This is a genomic window from Roseovarius carneus (assembly GCF_020141465.1).
In the GTDB taxonomy this organism is placed as follows: domain Bacteria; phylum Pseudomonadota; class Alphaproteobacteria; order Rhodobacterales; family Rhodobacteraceae; genus Roseovarius; species Roseovarius carneus.
The window spans coordinates 2,540,508-2,558,298 of record NZ_JAHSPD010000001.1; the positions used below are offsets into that span (position 1 = coordinate 2,540,508).

The 17,791-nt window shown below is 61.6% G+C and carries 14 protein-coding genes; 9 read left to right on the plus strand and 5 right to left on the minus strand.

All coding sequences use genetic code 11. From position 1 onward, the window contains the following. Positions 1-2 precede the first annotated feature (2 nt). The 3 genes from KUD11_RS12640 to guaB all read right to left on the minus strand — a co-directional run bounded on the left by KUD11_RS12640 (position 3) and on the right by guaB (position 5,061). Positions 3-2,249: an ATP-binding protein gene (locus tag KUD11_RS12640; protein WP_224380234.1), complete on the minus strand. Its 2,247-nt coding sequence runs from the start codon at positions 2,247-2,249 to the stop codon at positions 3-5. Between the two features lie 159 nt (positions 2,250-2,408). After that, a complete protein-coding gene (locus tag KUD11_RS12645; RefSeq protein WP_109384352.1) occupies positions 2,409-3,563 on the minus strand; it encodes an RsmB/NOP family class I SAM-dependent RNA methyltransferase in 1,155 nt (384 codons plus the stop codon). A 49-nt stretch (positions 3,564-3,612) separates the two neighbouring features. Beyond that, positions 3,613-5,061: an IMP dehydrogenase gene (gene guaB / locus KUD11_RS12650; RefSeq protein ID WP_109384351.1), complete on the minus strand. Its 1,449-nt coding sequence runs from the start codon at positions 5,059-5,061 to the stop codon at positions 3,613-3,615. Between the two features lie 139 nt (positions 5,062-5,200). On the opposite strand from guaB, the gene speB reads away from it, so the two are divergent. Continuing rightward, positions 5,201-6,157 carry an agmatinase gene (gene speB, locus KUD11_RS12655; protein WP_109384350.1) on the plus strand — a complete coding sequence of 319 codons (957 nt, stop codon included), beginning with the start codon at positions 5,201-5,203 and terminating at the stop codon, positions 6,155-6,157. 224 nt (positions 6,158-6,381) lie between these two features. Further along, positions 6,382-8,424, plus strand: coding sequence for an ASKHA domain-containing protein (locus tag KUD11_RS12660; protein ID WP_109387827.1), 2,043 nt, complete (start codon positions 6,382-6,384; stop codon positions 8,422-8,424). A 54-nt stretch (positions 8,425-8,478) separates the two neighbouring features. On the opposite strand, the gene KUD11_RS12665 is transcribed toward KUD11_RS12660, so the two are convergent. Next, positions 8,479-9,105: a response regulator transcription factor gene (locus tag KUD11_RS12665; RefSeq protein ID WP_109384349.1), complete on the minus strand. Its 627-nt coding sequence runs from the start codon at positions 9,103-9,105 to the stop codon at positions 8,479-8,481. A gap of 242 nt (positions 9,106-9,347) precedes the next feature. On the opposite strand from KUD11_RS12665, the gene KUD11_RS12670 reads away from it, so the two are divergent. From KUD11_RS12670 to KUD11_RS15235, 6 genes are all read left to right on the plus strand, one after another. Next, positions 9,348-10,526, plus strand: coding sequence for a pyridoxal-phosphate-dependent aminotransferase family protein (locus tag KUD11_RS12670; protein WP_109384348.1), 1,179 nt, complete (start codon positions 9,348-9,350; stop codon positions 10,524-10,526). Positions 10,527-10,537: 11 nt separating this feature from the next. Continuing rightward, positions 10,538-11,512, plus strand: a complete 975-nt coding sequence (locus KUD11_RS12675) for a 2-hydroxyacid dehydrogenase (RefSeq protein WP_109384347.1) — start codon at positions 10,538-10,540, stop codon at positions 11,510-11,512. 349 nt (positions 11,513-11,861) lie between these two features. Next, positions 11,862-12,809, plus strand: a complete 948-nt coding sequence (locus tag KUD11_RS12680) for an HpcH/HpaI aldolase/citrate lyase family protein (protein WP_109384346.1) — start codon at positions 11,862-11,864, stop codon at positions 12,807-12,809. 4 nt (positions 12,810-12,813) lie between these two features. Further along, positions 12,814-14,004, plus strand: a complete 1,191-nt coding sequence (locus KUD11_RS12685) for a malate--CoA ligase subunit beta (protein ID WP_109384345.1) — start codon at positions 12,814-12,816, stop codon at positions 14,002-14,004. Then, complete coding sequence (gene sucD, locus KUD11_RS12690; RefSeq protein WP_109384344.1) at positions 14,004-14,885, plus strand: succinate--CoA ligase subunit alpha; 882 nt, start codon at positions 14,004-14,006, stop codon at positions 14,883-14,885. Before KUD11_RS12685 ends, sucD begins: the two co-directional genes overlap by 1 nt. Before the next feature lie 240 nt (positions 14,886-15,125). Then, on the plus strand, positions 15,126-15,251 hold the full coding sequence (locus KUD11_RS15235) for a hypothetical protein (RefSeq protein WP_258305361.1): 126 nt from the start codon (positions 15,126-15,128) through the stop codon (positions 15,249-15,251). A 100-nt stretch (positions 15,252-15,351) separates the two neighbouring features. Here KUD11_RS15235 and ndk read toward each other — a convergent pair whose 3' ends face one another. Beyond that, the gene (gene ndk / locus KUD11_RS12695; RefSeq protein WP_109384343.1) at positions 15,352-15,774 is read right to left on the minus strand and encodes a nucleoside-diphosphate kinase; all 423 of its coding nucleotides are present in this window, start codon (positions 15,772-15,774) and stop codon (positions 15,352-15,354) included. 135 nt (positions 15,775-15,909) lie between these two features. Here ndk and KUD11_RS12700 point away from each other — a divergent pair, with 135 nt between their 5' ends. Beyond that, positions 15,910-17,754, plus strand: coding sequence for an ABC-F family ATP-binding cassette domain-containing protein (locus tag KUD11_RS12700; RefSeq protein WP_109384342.1), 1,845 nt, complete (start codon positions 15,910-15,912; stop codon positions 17,752-17,754). Positions 17,755-17,791 lie beyond the last annotated feature (37 nt).

Below are 17,791 nucleotides of genomic sequence, written 5' to 3' on the forward strand. Positions count from 1 at the left end.
CCTTAGGCAAGCTGCTTTTGCACGACCTCGGCCAGCTCAGTGAGTGAAAAGGGTTTTGGCAAGAACACCGAGTTTGGAATGCGGGCCTGGGTATCTCCAAAATCCTCCTCAGCGTAGCCTGAAACGAACACCACACGCGCATTGGGCCTTGTTTTGAGCGCTTCTTGCACCCAGCTTGGCCCGTCGAGACCGGGCATGACGACATCCGTCACGAACACATCAATGACGAGGTTTTCATCCTTTAACACTTCCAGAGCATCTTCTGCTGATACGGCCTCCAAAACAGTAAAGCCGCTCATTTGAAGAGCACGGGACGCAAAGGCGCGCACGGGTGCCTCGTCCTCAACCAAAAGCACAACGCCCTCAACCTGCGCGGCAGACACATCAGATGGCACGCGTTGCACAGGGGCACTCACCACCGTGTCATGGGCCGGGAAGAGCAGGAAAAACGTCGTGCCGACCCCCTGCTCACTATCGACGAAGATGAAGCCCCCTGTTTGCTTCACAATGCCATAGGCCGTGGAGAGGCCAAGCCCCGTGCCCTCCCCCGTGCGCTTGGTCGTGAAGAAGGGCTCGAACACTTTTTGCAGTTTGTCTGGCGCAATCCCGACCCCTTCATCGCTCACACTGATCTTGACATAGCGGCCTGGCGCCAGAACTGCGCGGTCCCTGTGCATCGGTTCTGTGAGGGTGATGTTCTCGGTCTTGACCTTGATATCCCCGCCGCTCGGCATCGCATCACGCGCGTTGACGACGAGGTTCATCATCACCTGCTCAAACTGACGCTTGTCTGCGCGAATGGACCAAAGGGTTGGATCATGCGACAGCGACAGCAACACCTTCTCACCTACGAGCCGATTGAGTAGGTGGGTCAGATCCGACATTGCATCACGCAGGTCCATTGCCTCGGGTCGCAGGGTTTGTTTGCGCGAGTAGGCCAGAAGTTGATTAACAAGTGACGCGGCTCGGTTGGCATTCTGGTTGATCTGAAGCAGGTCACTATAATCCGAATCGCCTTGATCATGGCGCAGCAGCAGCAGATCGCAGTGCCCCGAGATTGCGGTGAGCAGGTTATTGAAATCATGCGCAACGCCGCCCGCCAGTTGCCCAATAGCCTGCATTTTCTGGCTTTGGACAAACTGCGCCTCAAGGCTTTTGAGCTCGGTCGCATCTGTAAGAACCGCTATCAGGGCCGTCTCGCCCTCTTCCATTGCCCTGTTCAGAGTGACCTGAACGAAAGTCTCCTCATCTGCCCTCTTCACACGCAAAAACTCGGAATGAACAGTGCCCCGCGCAAGGGCCGCATCCTCAAGCCAATCAGGGATCGAGCGCCCAAGCCCTTCGAGCAAGTCTGTGATCGCGCTGTTTTTGCATGTCTTGCAGGCTAAAAGCTCCCGCGCAGGCCGATTGGACAGCTGAATCGTTCCATCACGCCCCAGCTTCAGGAGTGGCACTGGCAGTTCATCAAAGAATGCCCAACCATCCGGCTGACGCTCGGTTGCCTTGACGCCGGGCAAGATAAACACTTCGCGCCGCCCGGCGATGCCCTCAAGCTCAACGACGAGGCACGATTGCAGACCGGTTTGCGTGCTGATGTCGTTGATCTGCCCGGAGCGCAGCGGCAGTTTGGGGCAAATACGGTCCAGCGTGCGCGCACGCTCGCCAACAAAAGCCCGCGCGGCATCATTCATAAAGAGCACCGCATTATTACGCCCCACCGTCAACATCGGCAGCGGCACAGCATCTGCACGACGCGCGGCAAGATCAGCGGATTTCTCGATCCGCCAGAGGAACCGGTCCTGCCCCGCGCGATGCACGCTGACACGCAGATGGCCTGCGCCCGTCACCACATCTTCATGTGCGGAGCCGGACGTGCCAGCGCGACTTTGCAAGCGAAAGAGCAATGCGCCCGGGTTCGCGATCACCTTATGCAAAGCGCGCGCGAGGGTCTGCGCCTTCGAGGCGTCATACGCCTTGTCCGCAGCCCGGTTCCAATAGGTGATCTCGCCAGTCTCACCCGTCACGATACTAGGGGCCGCATCATGTTCGATCAGCGTGGCGACAGATCCCCCCGCACGGGCATCGACCTTGGCCGCGTACCAGGCGATTACCCAGATCCAGCCTGCACTCCCGCATAGTATGGCAGCGACGGCGAAAAGCACCATACGCTCGGTCCCAGCGGGGATGATGAGCGCCGTCACGAGGAACATGACCGCGGCGCACAGCACGAGGCCTGCATGTGGCCGCATATGGGATGCCGCGCGGCGGGTGGAGCTAAAGGGCGTTGATAAAAAGGTCAAACGAAGCAATCCTGTGGTCGAGACACGGTCCCCCAACGATTGGTTCAAATACCTTAAGGCCTGCTTAATATCAGCAGATTTACACGATCAGGGTTGTGGGGGACCATATCACTCCCGCAATAGATGCGCCACAAAGAAACCATCCCCCCCATCAGAGACGGGCCAGATTTCCTGCGTTTCAAGCTGCCAGCCAGGCGTAGCGCTGATAAACGCCTCAATCCGCTGCATATTTTCACACTCGAACACCGAGCAGGTGGCGTAGACGAGCCGCCCCCCCAGCGCGACCAACGGCGCTGCGTTACGCAGCACCTCATCCTGAAGCGCCATGAGCGTTTCAAGCCGCTCCGGCGTCAGGCGCCACTTCGCCTCGGGGGCGCGCCGCCATGTCCCGCTGCCCGAACAGGGCGCGTCGCACAGGACAATATCATAGGGTGCGCCCTGCTCCGGCACTTCAAGCACCGGTATCTGCACGCCCGCACGGGCCGCGCGCGCAGGCAGGTCGCGCATCCGCTCAGCCGCAATGTCCCACGCAACGACACTCGCGCCCCGCGCTGCCAGCGCCAGCGCCTTGCCACCACCACCCGCGCAATAATCCAGAACCCGCGTACCGGGTGTGAGGGGCACAGTCTCCATCGCAGCTTGGCTTGACCCGTCCTGAAGCTCGACAAGGCCGTTTCCAAAGGCATCGCTCAGGGCAACCTTCCGCGCACCTTCGATCACTTTTAGTGATGATTTCGCAATTGGATGCGGAGCCATGCTAATGGTATCTTTAGCCAGTGCAGCCATAGCCTCCTCAGGGGTGCAGCGCGCAGTATTCACCCGCAACATCACCGGAGCACGCGCGCGAAGCGCCATGGCATAGCTCTCGGCTTCCGCCCCTAGATCCTCTTGGACAAGCTCCCCGATCCAATCGGGCAAATCCCACGCCGCGAACCCTACAGGCGGCTCGCCAGTCGTGCTTTCTTGCAGGCTTAAAGCCTCAGGCGCATGGCCGATCCCCGTGTAAATCTCCGACAGATCGGCCCCTGCTTCCCGCAAAGCGCCAATCATGCGCGCCCGGCCCGTCTCACCGCCGCCAAGCGCCGCATAGGAGCGCCAGCAGCGCAGTACGTCAAACACATGGTCGCGCACTGCCGCGCGGTCCTTGGACCCCGCATAACGCGCGCCACGCGCCCAACCGGTCAGAGCCTTCTCGGCGGGCGTGCCCTCGGTGATCCTATCGAGAATCTCAGCGGCGGCCGCGACGCGCGCGCCGGGGGTCACGCCCCACCTAAAGCGTTAAGATAGACCCCTAATTCATTGTTACTATACACTATCCTACCCGATAATTCGGGCTTTCGCGGGTGATCTGCACATCATGCACATGGCTCTCGGTCAGGCCTGCACCGGTGATCTTCACAAATGTGCAGTTTGAGCGCATCGCCTCAACAGTGCCGTTACCAGTATAGCCCATCGCCGCGCGCAGACCGCCCACAAGCTGATGGATCACCTGCCCCGCGCTGCCCTTGTAAGGCACCTGCCCCTCGACGCCCTCGGGGACCAGCTTGTCGCTCGCCGCATCTTTCTGGAAATACCGATCTGCCGAGCCGCGGGCCATGGCGCCAAGGCTGCCCATTCCCCGGTAGGCCTTGTAGGAGCGGCCCTGATAGAGGATCACCTCACCGGGGCTTTCATCCGTGCCCGCAATCATCGAGCCGACCATCGCGCAGGATGCACCCGCCGCAATCGCCTTGGCAAAATCGCCAGAAAACTTGATGCCGCCATCGGCGATCACAGGCACATCGCCCGCCGCCGCCGCACAATCCATAATCGCGGTCAGCTGCGGCACGCCCACGCCCGCCACCATCCGCGTCGTGCAGATCGAGCCGGGTCCGATCCCCACTTTCACCGCATCCGCCCCCGCGCCAATCAAGGCGCGCACAGCCTCGCCGGTGGCCACGTTGCCTGCAACAACCTGCACGTCATTGCTCAGTGCCTTGGCCCGTTCCACGGCAATCGCCACGCCCTCGGAATGGCCATGGGCCGTGTCGATCACGATCATATCCACGCCCGCGTCAACAAGCGCCTGTGACCGCTCAAACCCTGCATCGCCAACGGTGGACGCCGCAGCGACGCGCAAGCGCCCCAGCGCATCCTTGCACGCGGTCGGATTCAAAACGGCCTGCTCGGTGTCTTTCAGGGTCAAAAGCCCGGTCAGCTTGCCCTGCCCATCGGTCACCAGAAGCTTCTCAATCCGGCGCGCCTTCATCAGGCTCTTGGCCTCTTCTAGCTCGGCTGGCTCGTGCAGAAGGGCCAGATTGTCGGAGGTCATCATCGCATGCACGGGTGTTGCGGCATCCTCGGCAAAGCGCATGTCGCGATTTGTCACGATCCCCACGACCCGGCCCGCGCCATCAACCACCGGGAACCCCGTCACGCGGTAGCGTTCCTGAAGCGCCTTGGCATCGGCCAGCGTCTGATCCGCAGTGAGGGTGATCGGGTTGTAGACGATCCCGCTCTCGAACCGTTTGACACGGCGCACTTCCTGCGCCTGCTCCTCAACGGTCAGGTTGCGGTGGATCACGCCCATGCCGCCTGCTTGGGCCATGCAGATTGCCATGCGCCCCTCGGTCACAGTGTCCATGGCCGAGCTCAAAAGCGGGATGTTGAGCGCGATGGACTGTGTCACCCGCGTGCGTGTATCGGCGGTGCTGGGAAGCACGTTCGAGGCCGCAGGGACAAGCAGAACATCATCGAAGGTAAGGGCCTCACGAATTTCCATTGCACATCTCCTTGGCAAAGCTCGTTTGGCGCGTCCCTATCGCATGGGCGGAGCGGAAAGGAAAGCACGTATCTGTCGTTGCAAGCGGGGCTTCGCCGCCGATAGTCTGCCCGTAGACGCCGCATCAGGAGACAGCGCAATGAGCACCCACGGATATGAAACTGGCCGCCTCAATCTGCCCTTCGTGGGCATCTGCACCTTTGGCAAACGCCCCTATCAGCCCGATTGGGCCGCGTTGAGCGCCGATGCCGCCATCATTGGCGCGCCTTTTGACGGCGGCACGCAGTATCGCCCCGGCGCGCGCTTTGGTCCACGCTCGGTGCGCGAGGCGTCAACCTTGTTCAGCTTCGGTCATGGCGGCGCCTATGACCACGAGGATGACGTGACCTACCTGCCCGGCGATGTGCGCATCGTCGATATGGGCGACGCCGATATCGTCCACACCGATACGGAAAAGAGCCACGCCAATATCGCGTCCGCCGTGCGCGCAGCCCTCGATGCAGGCGCGCTTCCCGTCACCATCGGCGGCGATCATTCGATCAACATCCCTTGCATCGACGCCTTTGAGGGGCGGGGTGATATCCACATCCTTCAGATCGACGCCCATCTTGATTTCGTGGACGTCCGACACGGCGTCCGCAACGGCCATGGCAACCCGATGCGCCGCGCCGCCGAGAAACCCTATGTCACTGGCCTCACACAAGTGGGCATCCGCAATGTCTCCTCCACCGCGCAGGAAGGCTACGACGCCGCCCGCGCCATGGGGTCTGACATCCTGTCGGTCCGTCAAACCCGCGCCCTCGGGGCCGAAGCCACCGCCGCCCGAATCCCCAAAGGCGCGCGCCTCTACATCACGATCGACATCGACGGGTTCTGCCCCTCCATCGCGCCTGGCACAGGCACGCCGAGCCATGGCGGGTTTCTCTATTACGAGGTGCTGGAAATCCTACAGAACGTCGCCCAAGATCATGAGATTGTTGGCATTGATCTGGTCGAGGTCGCCCCGGCCTATGACACCACGGACAGCACCTCAATCCTTGCGGCCCAGCTCTTGCTGAACCTTCTGGGCTTCATCTTCCACGCCCGCAAACCCTAGGCGCAGACCGCGCGGCACAGACCCGCCGCCCGATCTGTCCCGCACGGATTGGCCGGGCTGATCCTGTGCGCGCGACAGCGCGCTCCTTGGGATCAGGCCGCGCGCGTCATATCATGCCGCGCGCGTGCATTATTGTGACGCAATCCACCCGCCTTGCGCGCGGCAAAACTCTATGGTTTGCCCAAACAGATACGCTGGCACGTGCGCACCGCCAAGGAGCCCCCATGAGTACCGATCCCCTCGTCGTCTTCACGCCTTCGGGCAAACGCGGTCATTTCCCTGTCGGCACCCCGGTTCTCACGGCGGCGCGCCAGCTGGGTGTCGATCTCGATTCGGTCTGCGGCGGGCGCGGCATATGCTCCAAATGTCAGATCACGCCGTCCTATGGGGAGTTCTCCAAGCACGGGGTCACGGCGCTTGAGGGGGCTTTGTCCGAGTGGAACGCGGTCGAACAGCGCTATGACGACAAACGCGGGCTGAAAACCGGGCGCAGGCTCGGCTGTCAGGCCACCGTCAAGGGCGATATCGTCATCGACGTGCCACCCGAATCTCAGGTCCACCGTCAGGTCGTGCGCAAGGCCGCCTCCACCCGTGCGATGGTCATGGACCCCGCCACGCGGCTCTATTTCGTCGAGGTGGACGAACCCGACATGCACACCCCCACCGGCGATCTGGAGCGGCTGGAGCGCGCCCTGCGCGAGCAGTGGAAGATCCCTGCGATCTGCGCCGATCTGACGCTCCTGTCCAAGCTGCAACCCGTTTTGCGCAAGGGCAAATGGCAGGTCACGGTCGCGCTGCACAAATCCCACAAAGACACTGTGGCGCGGGTGATCGAGATCTGGCCGGGGCTGCATGAGGGCGGGCTTTACGGGCTGGCCATTGATCTCGGCTCCACCACCATCGCGGCCCACCTGACCGATCTTGATACAGGCGCGGTCACCGCGTCTTCGGGCATCATGAACCCGCAAATCCGCTTTGGCGAAGACCTGATGAGCCGGGTCTCCTATGCGATGATGAACCCCGGCGGCGACAAGGAAATGACCCGCGCCGTGCGCGAGGCGATGGACACGCTTTTTGCCGAGATCGCAGCCGAGGCCGGCATCGACCCCAGCCTGATCGTGGAGACGGTGATCGTGTGCAACCCGGTCATGCACCACCTGCTGCTGGGCATTGACCCTGTTGAGTTGGGACAGGCCCCTTTCGCGCTGACCACCTCCGAAAGCATCTCGATGGATGCGCGTGATCTGGGCCTCACGGCCATCAACGCCCGCGCACGCACCTATATCCTGCCCTGCATCGCGGGCCATGTGGGCGCGGATGCCGCCGCCGTGGCCCTCTCGGAGGAGCCGGGCAAATCCGATGATCTCGTGCTCATCGTCGATGTGGGCACCAACGCCGAAATCCTTCTGGGCGACAAATCCCGCGTTCTTGCCTGCTCCTCGCCCACCGGCCCCGCCTTTGAGGGCGCGCAGATCAGCTCGGGCCAGCGCGCGGCCCCTGGCGCGATTGAGGCGATCCGCATCCACCCCGAGACAAAAGAGCCGCGCTTTCGCGTCATCGGCTGCGAGCTTTGGTCAGATGAGGAAGGCTTTGACGCCGCGACCGCAGTATCCGGCATCACGGGCATTTGCGGCTCTGGCATCATCGAGGCCGTGGCCGAGCTGCGCATGGCCGGATTGATGGACGAGAACGGCTTGATGGGCTCTGCCGAGGCCACGGACACATCCCGCATGGTGGCTGAAGGGCGCACCCATAGCTACCTCGTGCATGATGCAACCGCCGAGGGTGGGCCCCGCATCACCGTCACCCAAGGCGATATCCGCGCCATTCAACTGGCGAAATCCGCGCTTTATGCGGGCGCGCGGCTGTTGATGGATGAGCGTGGCGTGGACAAGGTGGACCGCGTGGTGCTGGCGGGTGCGTTCGGTGCGCATATCTCCAACCTGCACGCAATGGTGCTGGGCATGATCCCGGATGCGCATCTCGACAAGGTCACCTCTGCCGGAAACGCCGCCGGCACGGGCGCGCGTATCGCGCTCTGCTCGGTCGAGGCGCGGCGCGAGATTGAGCGCGTGGTCGGTCAGATCACCAAGGTCGAGACGGCGATTGAGCCCAAGTTTCAGGAGCATTTCGTCGCCGCCAACGCGATCCCGCACAAGACGGATACATTCCCGGAGCTTGCGAAAATCACCGCCCTACCAACTCCGAATTTCAACGCAGGCTCTGGTGCTGGTGCGGCAGGCGGGCGGCGCAGGCGGCGCGGATAGGTTCATGGGTGAGGCTGCGGATCATATCCGGGGCCTCGCGCGCGCCATCAAACCTCAGTAATTGCCCGCCACGTATTTCGCGATGGCCCCGCCGCGTGAATTCACGTCCAGCTTTTGGTAGATCGCCTTGAGGTAATACTTCACCGTATTCTCCGACAGGCCCAACCGGGCCGATATCTGAAAATTCGTCAGACCATCGACCAAAAGCCCAAGGATCTCATGCTCGCGCCGCGACAGGCTATCTGCCTGCTCATTGGTGAGGCGGCGCAGAATATCCGTGGGCACGATCGAGTGCCCCTCCACCAGCTTGCCCAGTATCTTGGGCAGGCTGATTAATATCTGGCTCATCATGCAGACAGAATTGGCCCCAGACTTGATCGCCGCGCGGATAAAGGCAAACTCCGTCTCGTCGGCCACCACGACAACCATCGCCGCCGGGTAATCCCGCCGCAGCATGTCCAGCGCATCCGACAAATCCGCATCCGCAAGCCGCACGCCAAGGATCACGATCACCTGCCCCCGCTCGGCCTCCAGCAGCTTGCGCAGACCGGAAAGCTCGGTCGCGAAGCTGCCCAGCTCCACACCGGGAATCTGTCCCAGAAGCGACCCGATGCCCTGACACACGATCAATTGGCGATCGGCCACAATAACACGAGAGATGGGGAGAGCGATTTCATCCATCCGACATAGCTGCACAACCGCGCGTGGATTGTCACGCGATTCTCGCGCATTGAGGGTATAAGCGGCGCAGAGCCGCGACAGCCCCCCTGCCCAGCAGACCGCCACGCCACCCCAGCGGGTAGCGTCGCCCTACCCGTTCGCGCACTCCTGTCGCCCCCTGCTCGCTCAGGCCATTCCTTCGGGGATATCCGCACGTGGACCCCCATAAGATAGTGCAGCCAAACCTCAGGAGGAGATATATCATGAACGGCAACAAGCACCTATTCATCCCCGGCCCCACCAACGTGCCAGAAGAGGTGCGTCGCGCCATGAACGTGCCGATGGAAGATATGCGCGCGCCGGACTTTGGCCCCTTCGTCACCGACCTGCTGACCGACATGAAAAAGGCCTTCCGCATGGAAAATGGCCGTGTCTTCATTTTCCCCTCCTCCGGGACCGGCGCGTGGGAATCGGCGATCCAGAACACGCTGACGGCGGGAGACAAGGTTTTGATGTCGCGCTTTGGTCAGTTCAGCCTGCTTTGGGTCGATATGGCCGAGCGTCTGGGCCTGACTGTTGAGCTGTGTGATGTGGAATGGGGCAAGGGTGTGCCGCTTGAGGATTACGAGCGTATCCTGAAGGCCGACACCAAGCATGAGATCAAAGCCGTCTTCGCCACCCAGAATGAGACCGCCACAGGCGTGTCCTCGGACGTGGAGGGCGTGCGCCGCGCGTTGGATGCAGCAGGCCACCCTGCGATGCTTTTCGTGGATGGCGTAAGCTCCATCGCATCGATCCCGTTCGAGATGGAGAAATGGGGCGTCGACCTGGCCGTGTCCGGCAGCCAAAAAGGTTTCATGCTGCCCGCCGGCCTCGGCTTTCTCGCGGCAAGCGACAAGGCGCTGGCCGCCAACGCATCGAACGCGCCCAAAATGACCCGCTGCTATTTCAGCTTTGAGGACATGATCAAGCTGAACGATACTGGCTATTTCCCCTACACGCCCGCAACACAGCTTTTGCGCGGTCTGCGCACGGCGCTCGACATGATCCTTGCGGATGGGATGGAAGCCATCTGGGCGCGCCACAAATTCCACGCCGAAGGTGTGCGTAAAGCCGTCGCCGCATGGGACGGGTGCGAATTGGTCGCACGTGGCCCCGAATGGGCGTCCGACACAGTGTCCGCCATCTACACGCCCGAGGGCGTCGATGCGCGCGATGTCATCTCCGGGGCCTACACCAAATACCAGACGTCGCTGGGCACGGGCCTCAACAAGCTGATGGGCAAGGCGTTCCGTATCGGCCACCTTGGCTCGCTCAACCCCGTCATGCTCTGCGGTGCGATTTCCGCCGCCGAAATGGCCCTTCTGGATGCAGGAGCAAAGATCGAGCCCGGCTCCGGCGTTGCCGCCGCGCAAGAGCATTACCGCACCAAAAGCGCGTAAGGAGAGCAGATATGAGCAATACCAAAATCCTCGTCACCCGCCAATGGCCCACCGGCCCGCAAGAGCGGCTGGCGGCCAGCCATGATGTGACCTTCCGCGCGCCCGACACGACGATGAGCCATGACGAGTTCATGGCCGCCGCCAAGGAGTATGACGTGATCATGCCCACCGTGTCCGACAAGATCCCGGCAGAGTTCTACCCGGCGGCCAAAGGCAAGGTAAAGATCCTCGCGAGCTACGGTGTGGGCTACAACCATATCGACGTGGAGGCCGCGCGCGCCAATGGCATCGCGGTGACCAACACGCCCGATGTTTTGACCGATTGCACCGCCGACCTGGCGATGGGGCTGCTTCTGGCCGCCGCGCGCCGGATTGGTGAGGGCGAGCGTGAGACCCGCGCGGGAAAATGGGAAGGCTGGCGGCCCACCCATATGATTGGCAAGAAAGTCACGGGGGCCACCATCGGCATCGTGGGCTTTGGCCGTATTGGTCAGGCAATGGCGCGGCGCGCGCATTTTGGCTTTGGCATGAAGGTCGTGTTTCAAGACGCATGGAACGTGCCCGACGATATCAAGGCCGCGAATGGCAATGCCGAGCAACTTGGCAGCATTGAAGAGGTGGCCGCAGCCTCGGATTTTCTGTCTCTGCACTGCCCCGGTGGGGATGCCACGTTCAAATTGATCAACGCCGATATCTTCAAGGCGATGAAGCCCGGCTGCATCCTCGTGAACTCCGCGCGCGGCGATGTGGTGGATGAGGACGCGCTTTTCGATGCGCTCGATGCAGGCACTCTAACCGCGGCGGGCCTCGATGTGTTCATGGGCGAGCCTGCGCTGGACCCACGGTTTTTGAAATACGAAAACCTCGTTCTCGCGCCGCATCTTGGCAGTGCCACGGACGGCACGCGCGATGCGATGGGCCACCGCGCCATCGACAATATGGAAGCCTTCCTGAAGGGCGACACGCCAGGCGATCTGGTCAGCTAACCTGCGCTGAACAACATCTAGAAAGGCCGCCGCATTCCTCGGCGGCCTTTTGCGTTTGCAGCCATACGGCGGCGTATTTCGCAAAGACCGCCCAAGGCCGCACCTGCATGAAGTTTTGTATCTTAAGCTTATGTTTTTATGAGTAAAACCAAACAGCCATTCAGTGTGCACCAGCACTCCACCTGCCAGAAAACGGGTAGGCCGCCCCTACCCGTTCGGACCACCCGGCAAGGTGGCGGGCCGCCGATCCTACCCAAGGGAAAGTGTCTCGGCCGCACCTTACGGGGCAAGCTTATTACGCAACGCTCTGGCGGGGTCTCCCCGCCGATGATTCCAGGGAGGGACCCCCATGAGCTACACACTTCACCCACTGAAAAAGCAACGTCTTCAACGCTCTGAGCTGGCTGTGCCGGGCTCGAACCCATCGATGATCGACAAAGCTGCTGATTCGAACGTGGACGTCATATTCCTTGATCTCGAAGACGCGGTGGCCCCCCCCGAGAAGGTGCAGGCTCGCAAAAACATCATTCAGGCGCTCAATGACATCGACTGGAAAGCCAAGGGCAAGACGATGTGTATCCGTATCAACGGGCTGGATACGCATTACATGTACCGCGATGTGGTTGATATCGTTGAGCAAGCGGGTCAGCACCTCGATACGATCCTCGTGCCCAAAGTGGGTGTGCCGAGCGACATGTATACCGTCGAGACCATGGTGAGCCAGATCGAAGAGGCGATGGGCTACACCCACCAGATCGGCCTTGAGGCGCTGATTGAAACAGCCCTCGGCATGGCCAATGTCGAGGCGATTGCCGCCGCCCCCGGCCGGATCGAGGCGATGCATTTTGGCGTGGCTGATTACGCCGCCTCCAACCGCGCGCGCACCGTCGTCATCGGCGGCCTGAACCCCGACTACCCCGGTGATCAGTGGCACTTTGCCCTGTCGCGCATGACCGTCGCCTGCCGCGCTTATGGCCTGCGCGCCATTGACGGCCCCTTCGGTGATTTCAACGATCCCGATGGTTATATCCTCGCCGCCAAGCGCGCCGCCGCTTTGGGCATTGAGGGCAAATGGGCCATTCACCCCAGCCAGATCGACATGGCCAATGATGTGTTCTCGCCACCCGAGGCTGAAGTGACCCGTGCGCGCAACATCATCAAAGCCCTGCGTGAGGCCGAGGCCCAAGGCAAAGGGGCTGCCAGCCTTGATGGCAAGATGATCGACGCCGCTTCCGAGCGGATGGCCAACAACGTGCTGACCGTTGCGGATGCAATCGAAGCGAAGAACGGAGGCTAAGCATATGGATATCCACGAGTATCAGGCCAAGGATCTGCTGAAGCGCTTCGGGGTCAATGTCCCCCGTGGTGGCATCGCCTACAGCCCCGAGCAGGCCGTGTACCGCGCCCGCGAGCTTTCTGGTGAGAAATGCGTGGTCAAGGCACAGATCCATTCCGGCGCGCGCGGCAAAGCGGGCGGCGTGCGGATTTGTTCCTCGGATGATGAGATTTCCGAGGCCGCAAGCTGGATGTTGGGCCGCAAGCTTGTCACGCACCAGACCGGCCCGCAGGGCAAGATGGTGGGTCGCCTCTATATCGAGGAAGCCACTGACATTGCGCAGGAAATATACCTCGCCTTCGTGATGGACCGCACCGAGGAGCGTGTGGTTGTCGTGGCCTCTGCTCAGGGCGGCATGGAGATCGAGGAGATTTCCGAGAACGAGCCCGAGAGCATCATCCGCTCCGTGGTTGACCCTGCCGTGGGGATGCAGAACTTCCAAGCGCGCGAGATTGCGTTTCAACTTGGTCTCGATCCCTCCCTGATCAACCAAGCCACCAAAACCATCGTTGGCGCCTACCGCGCCATGGATGAGCTTGACGCGAGCATGGTTGAGATCAACCCGCTCGTGGTAACCGGCGGTGGCGAGATTGTCGCCCTCGACGCAAAGCTCAGCTTCGACAACAACGCCCTTTTCCGCCGCCCGGAAATCTCCGAGCTGCGCGACAAGAGCCAGGAAGACCCGCGCGAAACCTATGCGGAGGATCGTGGGCTGAACTACATTGGTCTTGATGGCGAAATCGGTTGTATCGTGAACGGTGCGGGCCTCGCGATGGCCACGCTCGATATGATCAAGATGGCCGGCGGCGAGCCTGCGAACTTCCTCGATGTGGGTGGCGGCGCAAGCCCTGAGCGTGTTTTGATGTCGTTCAAAGCGGTTCTCAACGATCCAAACGTGGAGGCGATCCTTGTGAACATCTTCGCCGGGATCAACCGCTGTGACTGGATTGCCGAGGGCGTTGTGCGCGCGGTGCAGGAGCTGGAACTGACCATGCCCCTCGTCGTGCGCCTGTCGGGCACAAATGTCGACGAGGGCCGCGCTTTGATTAATGAAAGCGGGCTCAACATCATCACAGCCGACACATTGGCCGAGGCAGCAGACAAAGTGGTCGCCGCGTGGAAAGACGCGCGCAGCAAGAACGGAGGGGCGGTCTGATGGCAATCCTGATCGACAAAAACAGCAAGGTTCTGGTCACCGGTTTGACGGGCCGCATCGGCAGCTTTCACGCCTCCGAGATGGCGGAATATGGCACCAATGTCGTGGGCGGCGTGACCCCCGGCAAGGGCGGCAGCACACATAATGGCCTGCCAGTCTTCAACACTGTCAAAGGCGCTGTGGCCGAAACAGGGGCCGATCTTGTGATCGCCTTCGTGCCGCCGCCCTTCGCCGCCGACAGCATCATGGAAGCCGCGGATGCCGGCATCAAAACCTGCGTCTGTATCGCCGACGGCATCCCCACACAGGACATGATCCGCGTGAAGCGCTACATGCGCCGCTACAAGGCCGAGAGCAAGATGCGCCTCATCGGGCCAAACTGCGCCGGGATCATCACCCCTGGTCAGGCCTTCGCGGGTCTCATGCCCCCCCATATCTACCTGCCGGGCCGTGTCGGCATCGTGGGCCGCTCGGGTACGCTGGGATATGAGGCCGCAAGCCAGATGAAGACCTATGGCATCGGCGTCAGCTCCTCCATCGGTATCGGCGGCGATCCGATCAACGGCTCCAGCTTCCGCGATATTCTTGAGCTTTTCGAGAATGATCCTGATACTGATGCGGTCGTCATGGTGGGCGAAATCGGCGGCCCGCAAGAGGCCGAAGCCGCGGAATACATCCGCGACCACATGACCAAACCTGTTGCCGCCTATATCGCGGGTCTGTCAGCGCCCAAGGGCCGCACGATGGGCCATGCCGGGGCCATCGTGTCTGCCTTCGGCGAAAGCGCGCAGGAAAAGGTCGAAATCCTGGGCCAGGCGGGCGTCACGATCGTGCCCACCCCGTCGGCCTTTGGCGAGACCGTGCAGAAAATGATGGCTTGACCCTGACGGCCTAGGTTTCAAAACGCGCATTGTGTGCCAATGAAGCGCCGGTGGAGATGTCCCTCTCCACCGGCGCTTTTTCGTACGCGCCCTGTGGTGCTCTACTGTGGCACAAAAACCCCGCCTTATTCCTGCCTTTTTTCCATCCCACGACTGCCCCGATACGCGGCAAATTTGGGAAAATAGGCAGAAAGACCCACTCGCCCTTGTCGGCAGGTCGCAAATAAGGAGGCACATAAGATGCCCAATTCGAGCAACACCCCCCGCCCAGCGGCCAAAACCCAAAGCGCAGGCTCCAAGTCGTCGCCCAAACGCGCGCCGCAATCCGCACCGCGCCAGATCATCACGGATTTCGCCAGCATCTGATACTGGTGTGTGCGGCATGCTTTGCTGTGCAACGCAAAAAGGCAGCCCCTCACAGGACTGCCCTTAACAGGCCGTTACCGACCAATCTCCCGCTAGTGGCTTAGCCGACCAGCTCAAGCCCGGAGAAGAAATACGCGATCTCTTCTGCCGCCGTTTCAGGCGCGTCCGAGCCGTGGACCGAATTCTCGCCAACGCTCTCGGCGAAATCCGCACGCACAGTGCCGGGGGCCGCATCGGCAGGGTTGGTCGCGCCCATAACTTCGCGGTTCTTGGCGATTGCGCCGTCCCCTTCCAGAACTTGCACAACCACCGGGCCAGAGGCCATGAAATCGCGCAGCTCGCCGAAGAAAGGCCGCTCGGCGTGGACCTTGTAGAACTCGCCCGCCTGCGCTGGGGTCAGGTGGATGCGCTTTTGGGCCACGATGCGCAGACCGGCCTCTTCGAACTTGGCGTTGATCTTGCCGGTCAGGTTGCGTTTGGTTGCATCGGGTTTGATGATGCTGAGCGTGCGTTCGGTCGCCATGATATGCCTCTTTTGTTGAAAAGGGGGCCGAGCCTACGCCCTGCCCCGTGATGGATTGCGGCCCAGCTATCATGCGCGCCAAGCTATGAAAAGCGTGGATTGACGCCGGGCCCGCCTTGCGGCACTTGGGGCCTTATGCTGCGTATCACAGATATCTCTTATTCCGTCGCGGGCCGCCCGCTGATCGAGAATGCCACCGTCTCCATCCCCGATGGGCACAAGGTGGGCATTGTCGGGCGTAACGGCACGGGCAAAACCACGCTTTTCAAACTGATCCGGGGCGAATTGGTGCTGGATTCGGGCGAGATCACCATGCCCGCCCGCGCCCGCATTGGCGGCGTGGCCCAAGAGGTGCCGGGCAATAAGGTGAGCCTGATCGACACGGTTCTGGCCGCCGACAAGGAACGCGCCAGCCTGATGGAAGAGGCCGAAACGGCCCAGGACGCCGCCCGGATTTCCGAGATTCAGACCCGCCTTGCCGATATCGACGCATGGGGCGCAGAGGCGCGTGCGGCCTCAATCCTCAAGGGACTGGGATTTGGCGACAAAGAACAACGCATGCCTTGCTCCGCCTTCTCGGGCGGGTGGCGGATGCGCGTGGCCTTGGCCGCCGTTTTGTTCTCGCAGCCTGACCTGCTCTTGCTCGATGAGCCGACCAACTATCTCGATCTTGAGGGAGCGTTGTGGTTGGAGACATACCTCGCCAAATATCCCCATACGGTGCTGATCGTCAGCCATGATCGCGGCCTTCTGAACCGCGCCGTGGGCGAGATCCTGCATCTGGAGGATCGCAAACTTACGCTCTATAACGGCGGCTATGACACGTTTGCGCGGACCCGTGCCGCGCGTCTGGCCGCCGCCGAATCCGAGGCGCGCAAGCAAGACGCCCGCCGTGCCCACCTACAAAGCTTCGTGGACCGTTTCCGCGCCAAGGCGTCCAAGGCCGTACAGGCGCAATCACGCCTCAAGATGATCGAGAAGATGACCCCGATCACCACCCCGCAAGAGGCAGCCCTCAAGAAATTCACCTTCCCCTCGCCCGAGGAGCTTTCGCCACCCATCATCTCCATGGAGGGCGCGTCCGTGGGCTATGGCGAGACCACAATCCTGTCACGGCTCAACCTGCGCATAGATCAGGATGACCGGATCGCGCTGCTGGGCACCAATGGTGAGGGCAAATCGACCTTGTCGAAGATGCTCGCAGGCAAGCTGGAGCGGATGACCGGCGCGATGACCACCTCCTCAAAACTCCGCGTGGGCTATTTCGCGCAGCATCAGGTGGAGGAGTTGCATGTCGATGAGACGCCCATCGACCATATCCGCCGCCTGCGCCCCACGGAAACGCCCGCGCGGCTTCGCGCACGGCTGGGTGGCTTTGGCATCGGGGCCGAACAGGCGGAAACGCTTGTTGGCAAGCTTTCGGGCGGGCAAAAAGCGCGTCTGTCGCTTATGCTGGCCACGATTGATGCGCCGCATATGCTAATCCTGGATGAGCCGACCAACCACCTCGATATCGAGAGCCGTGAGGCGCTTGTTGAGGCCTTAACCGCCTATAGCGGTGCGGTGATCCTCGTGAGCCACGATATGCACCTTCTCAGCCTCGTGGCAGACCGGCTCTGGCTGGTTAAGGACGGGCGCGTGGCGCCATATGAGGGCGATCTGGAAAGCTACCGCGCGATGCTTCTGGCCTCTGACACGCCGATGAAAAAGCCCAAAGAGGCCAAGCCCAAACGCCCCTCGCGCGACGCCATTCTGGCCCTGCGGGCGGACGTTAAGAAATGCGAGCAGCGCGTTGAAAAGCTGAATGAAATGGGTGACAAGCTGGCCAAGAAGCTGGCTGATCCGCGCATGTATGATGATGGTAAATCCGACGAGGCGGCCGTGTGGCAACGCAAATATTCAGAAGTGATGGATGCGCAAGAACGCGCCGAGGCGATGTGGGTCAAAGCGCTCGAAAAGCTGGAGAAGGCCGAGGCCTGAGCCTGCTTGACTTCCAAGCCTTCGGGCGCGAGGGAGG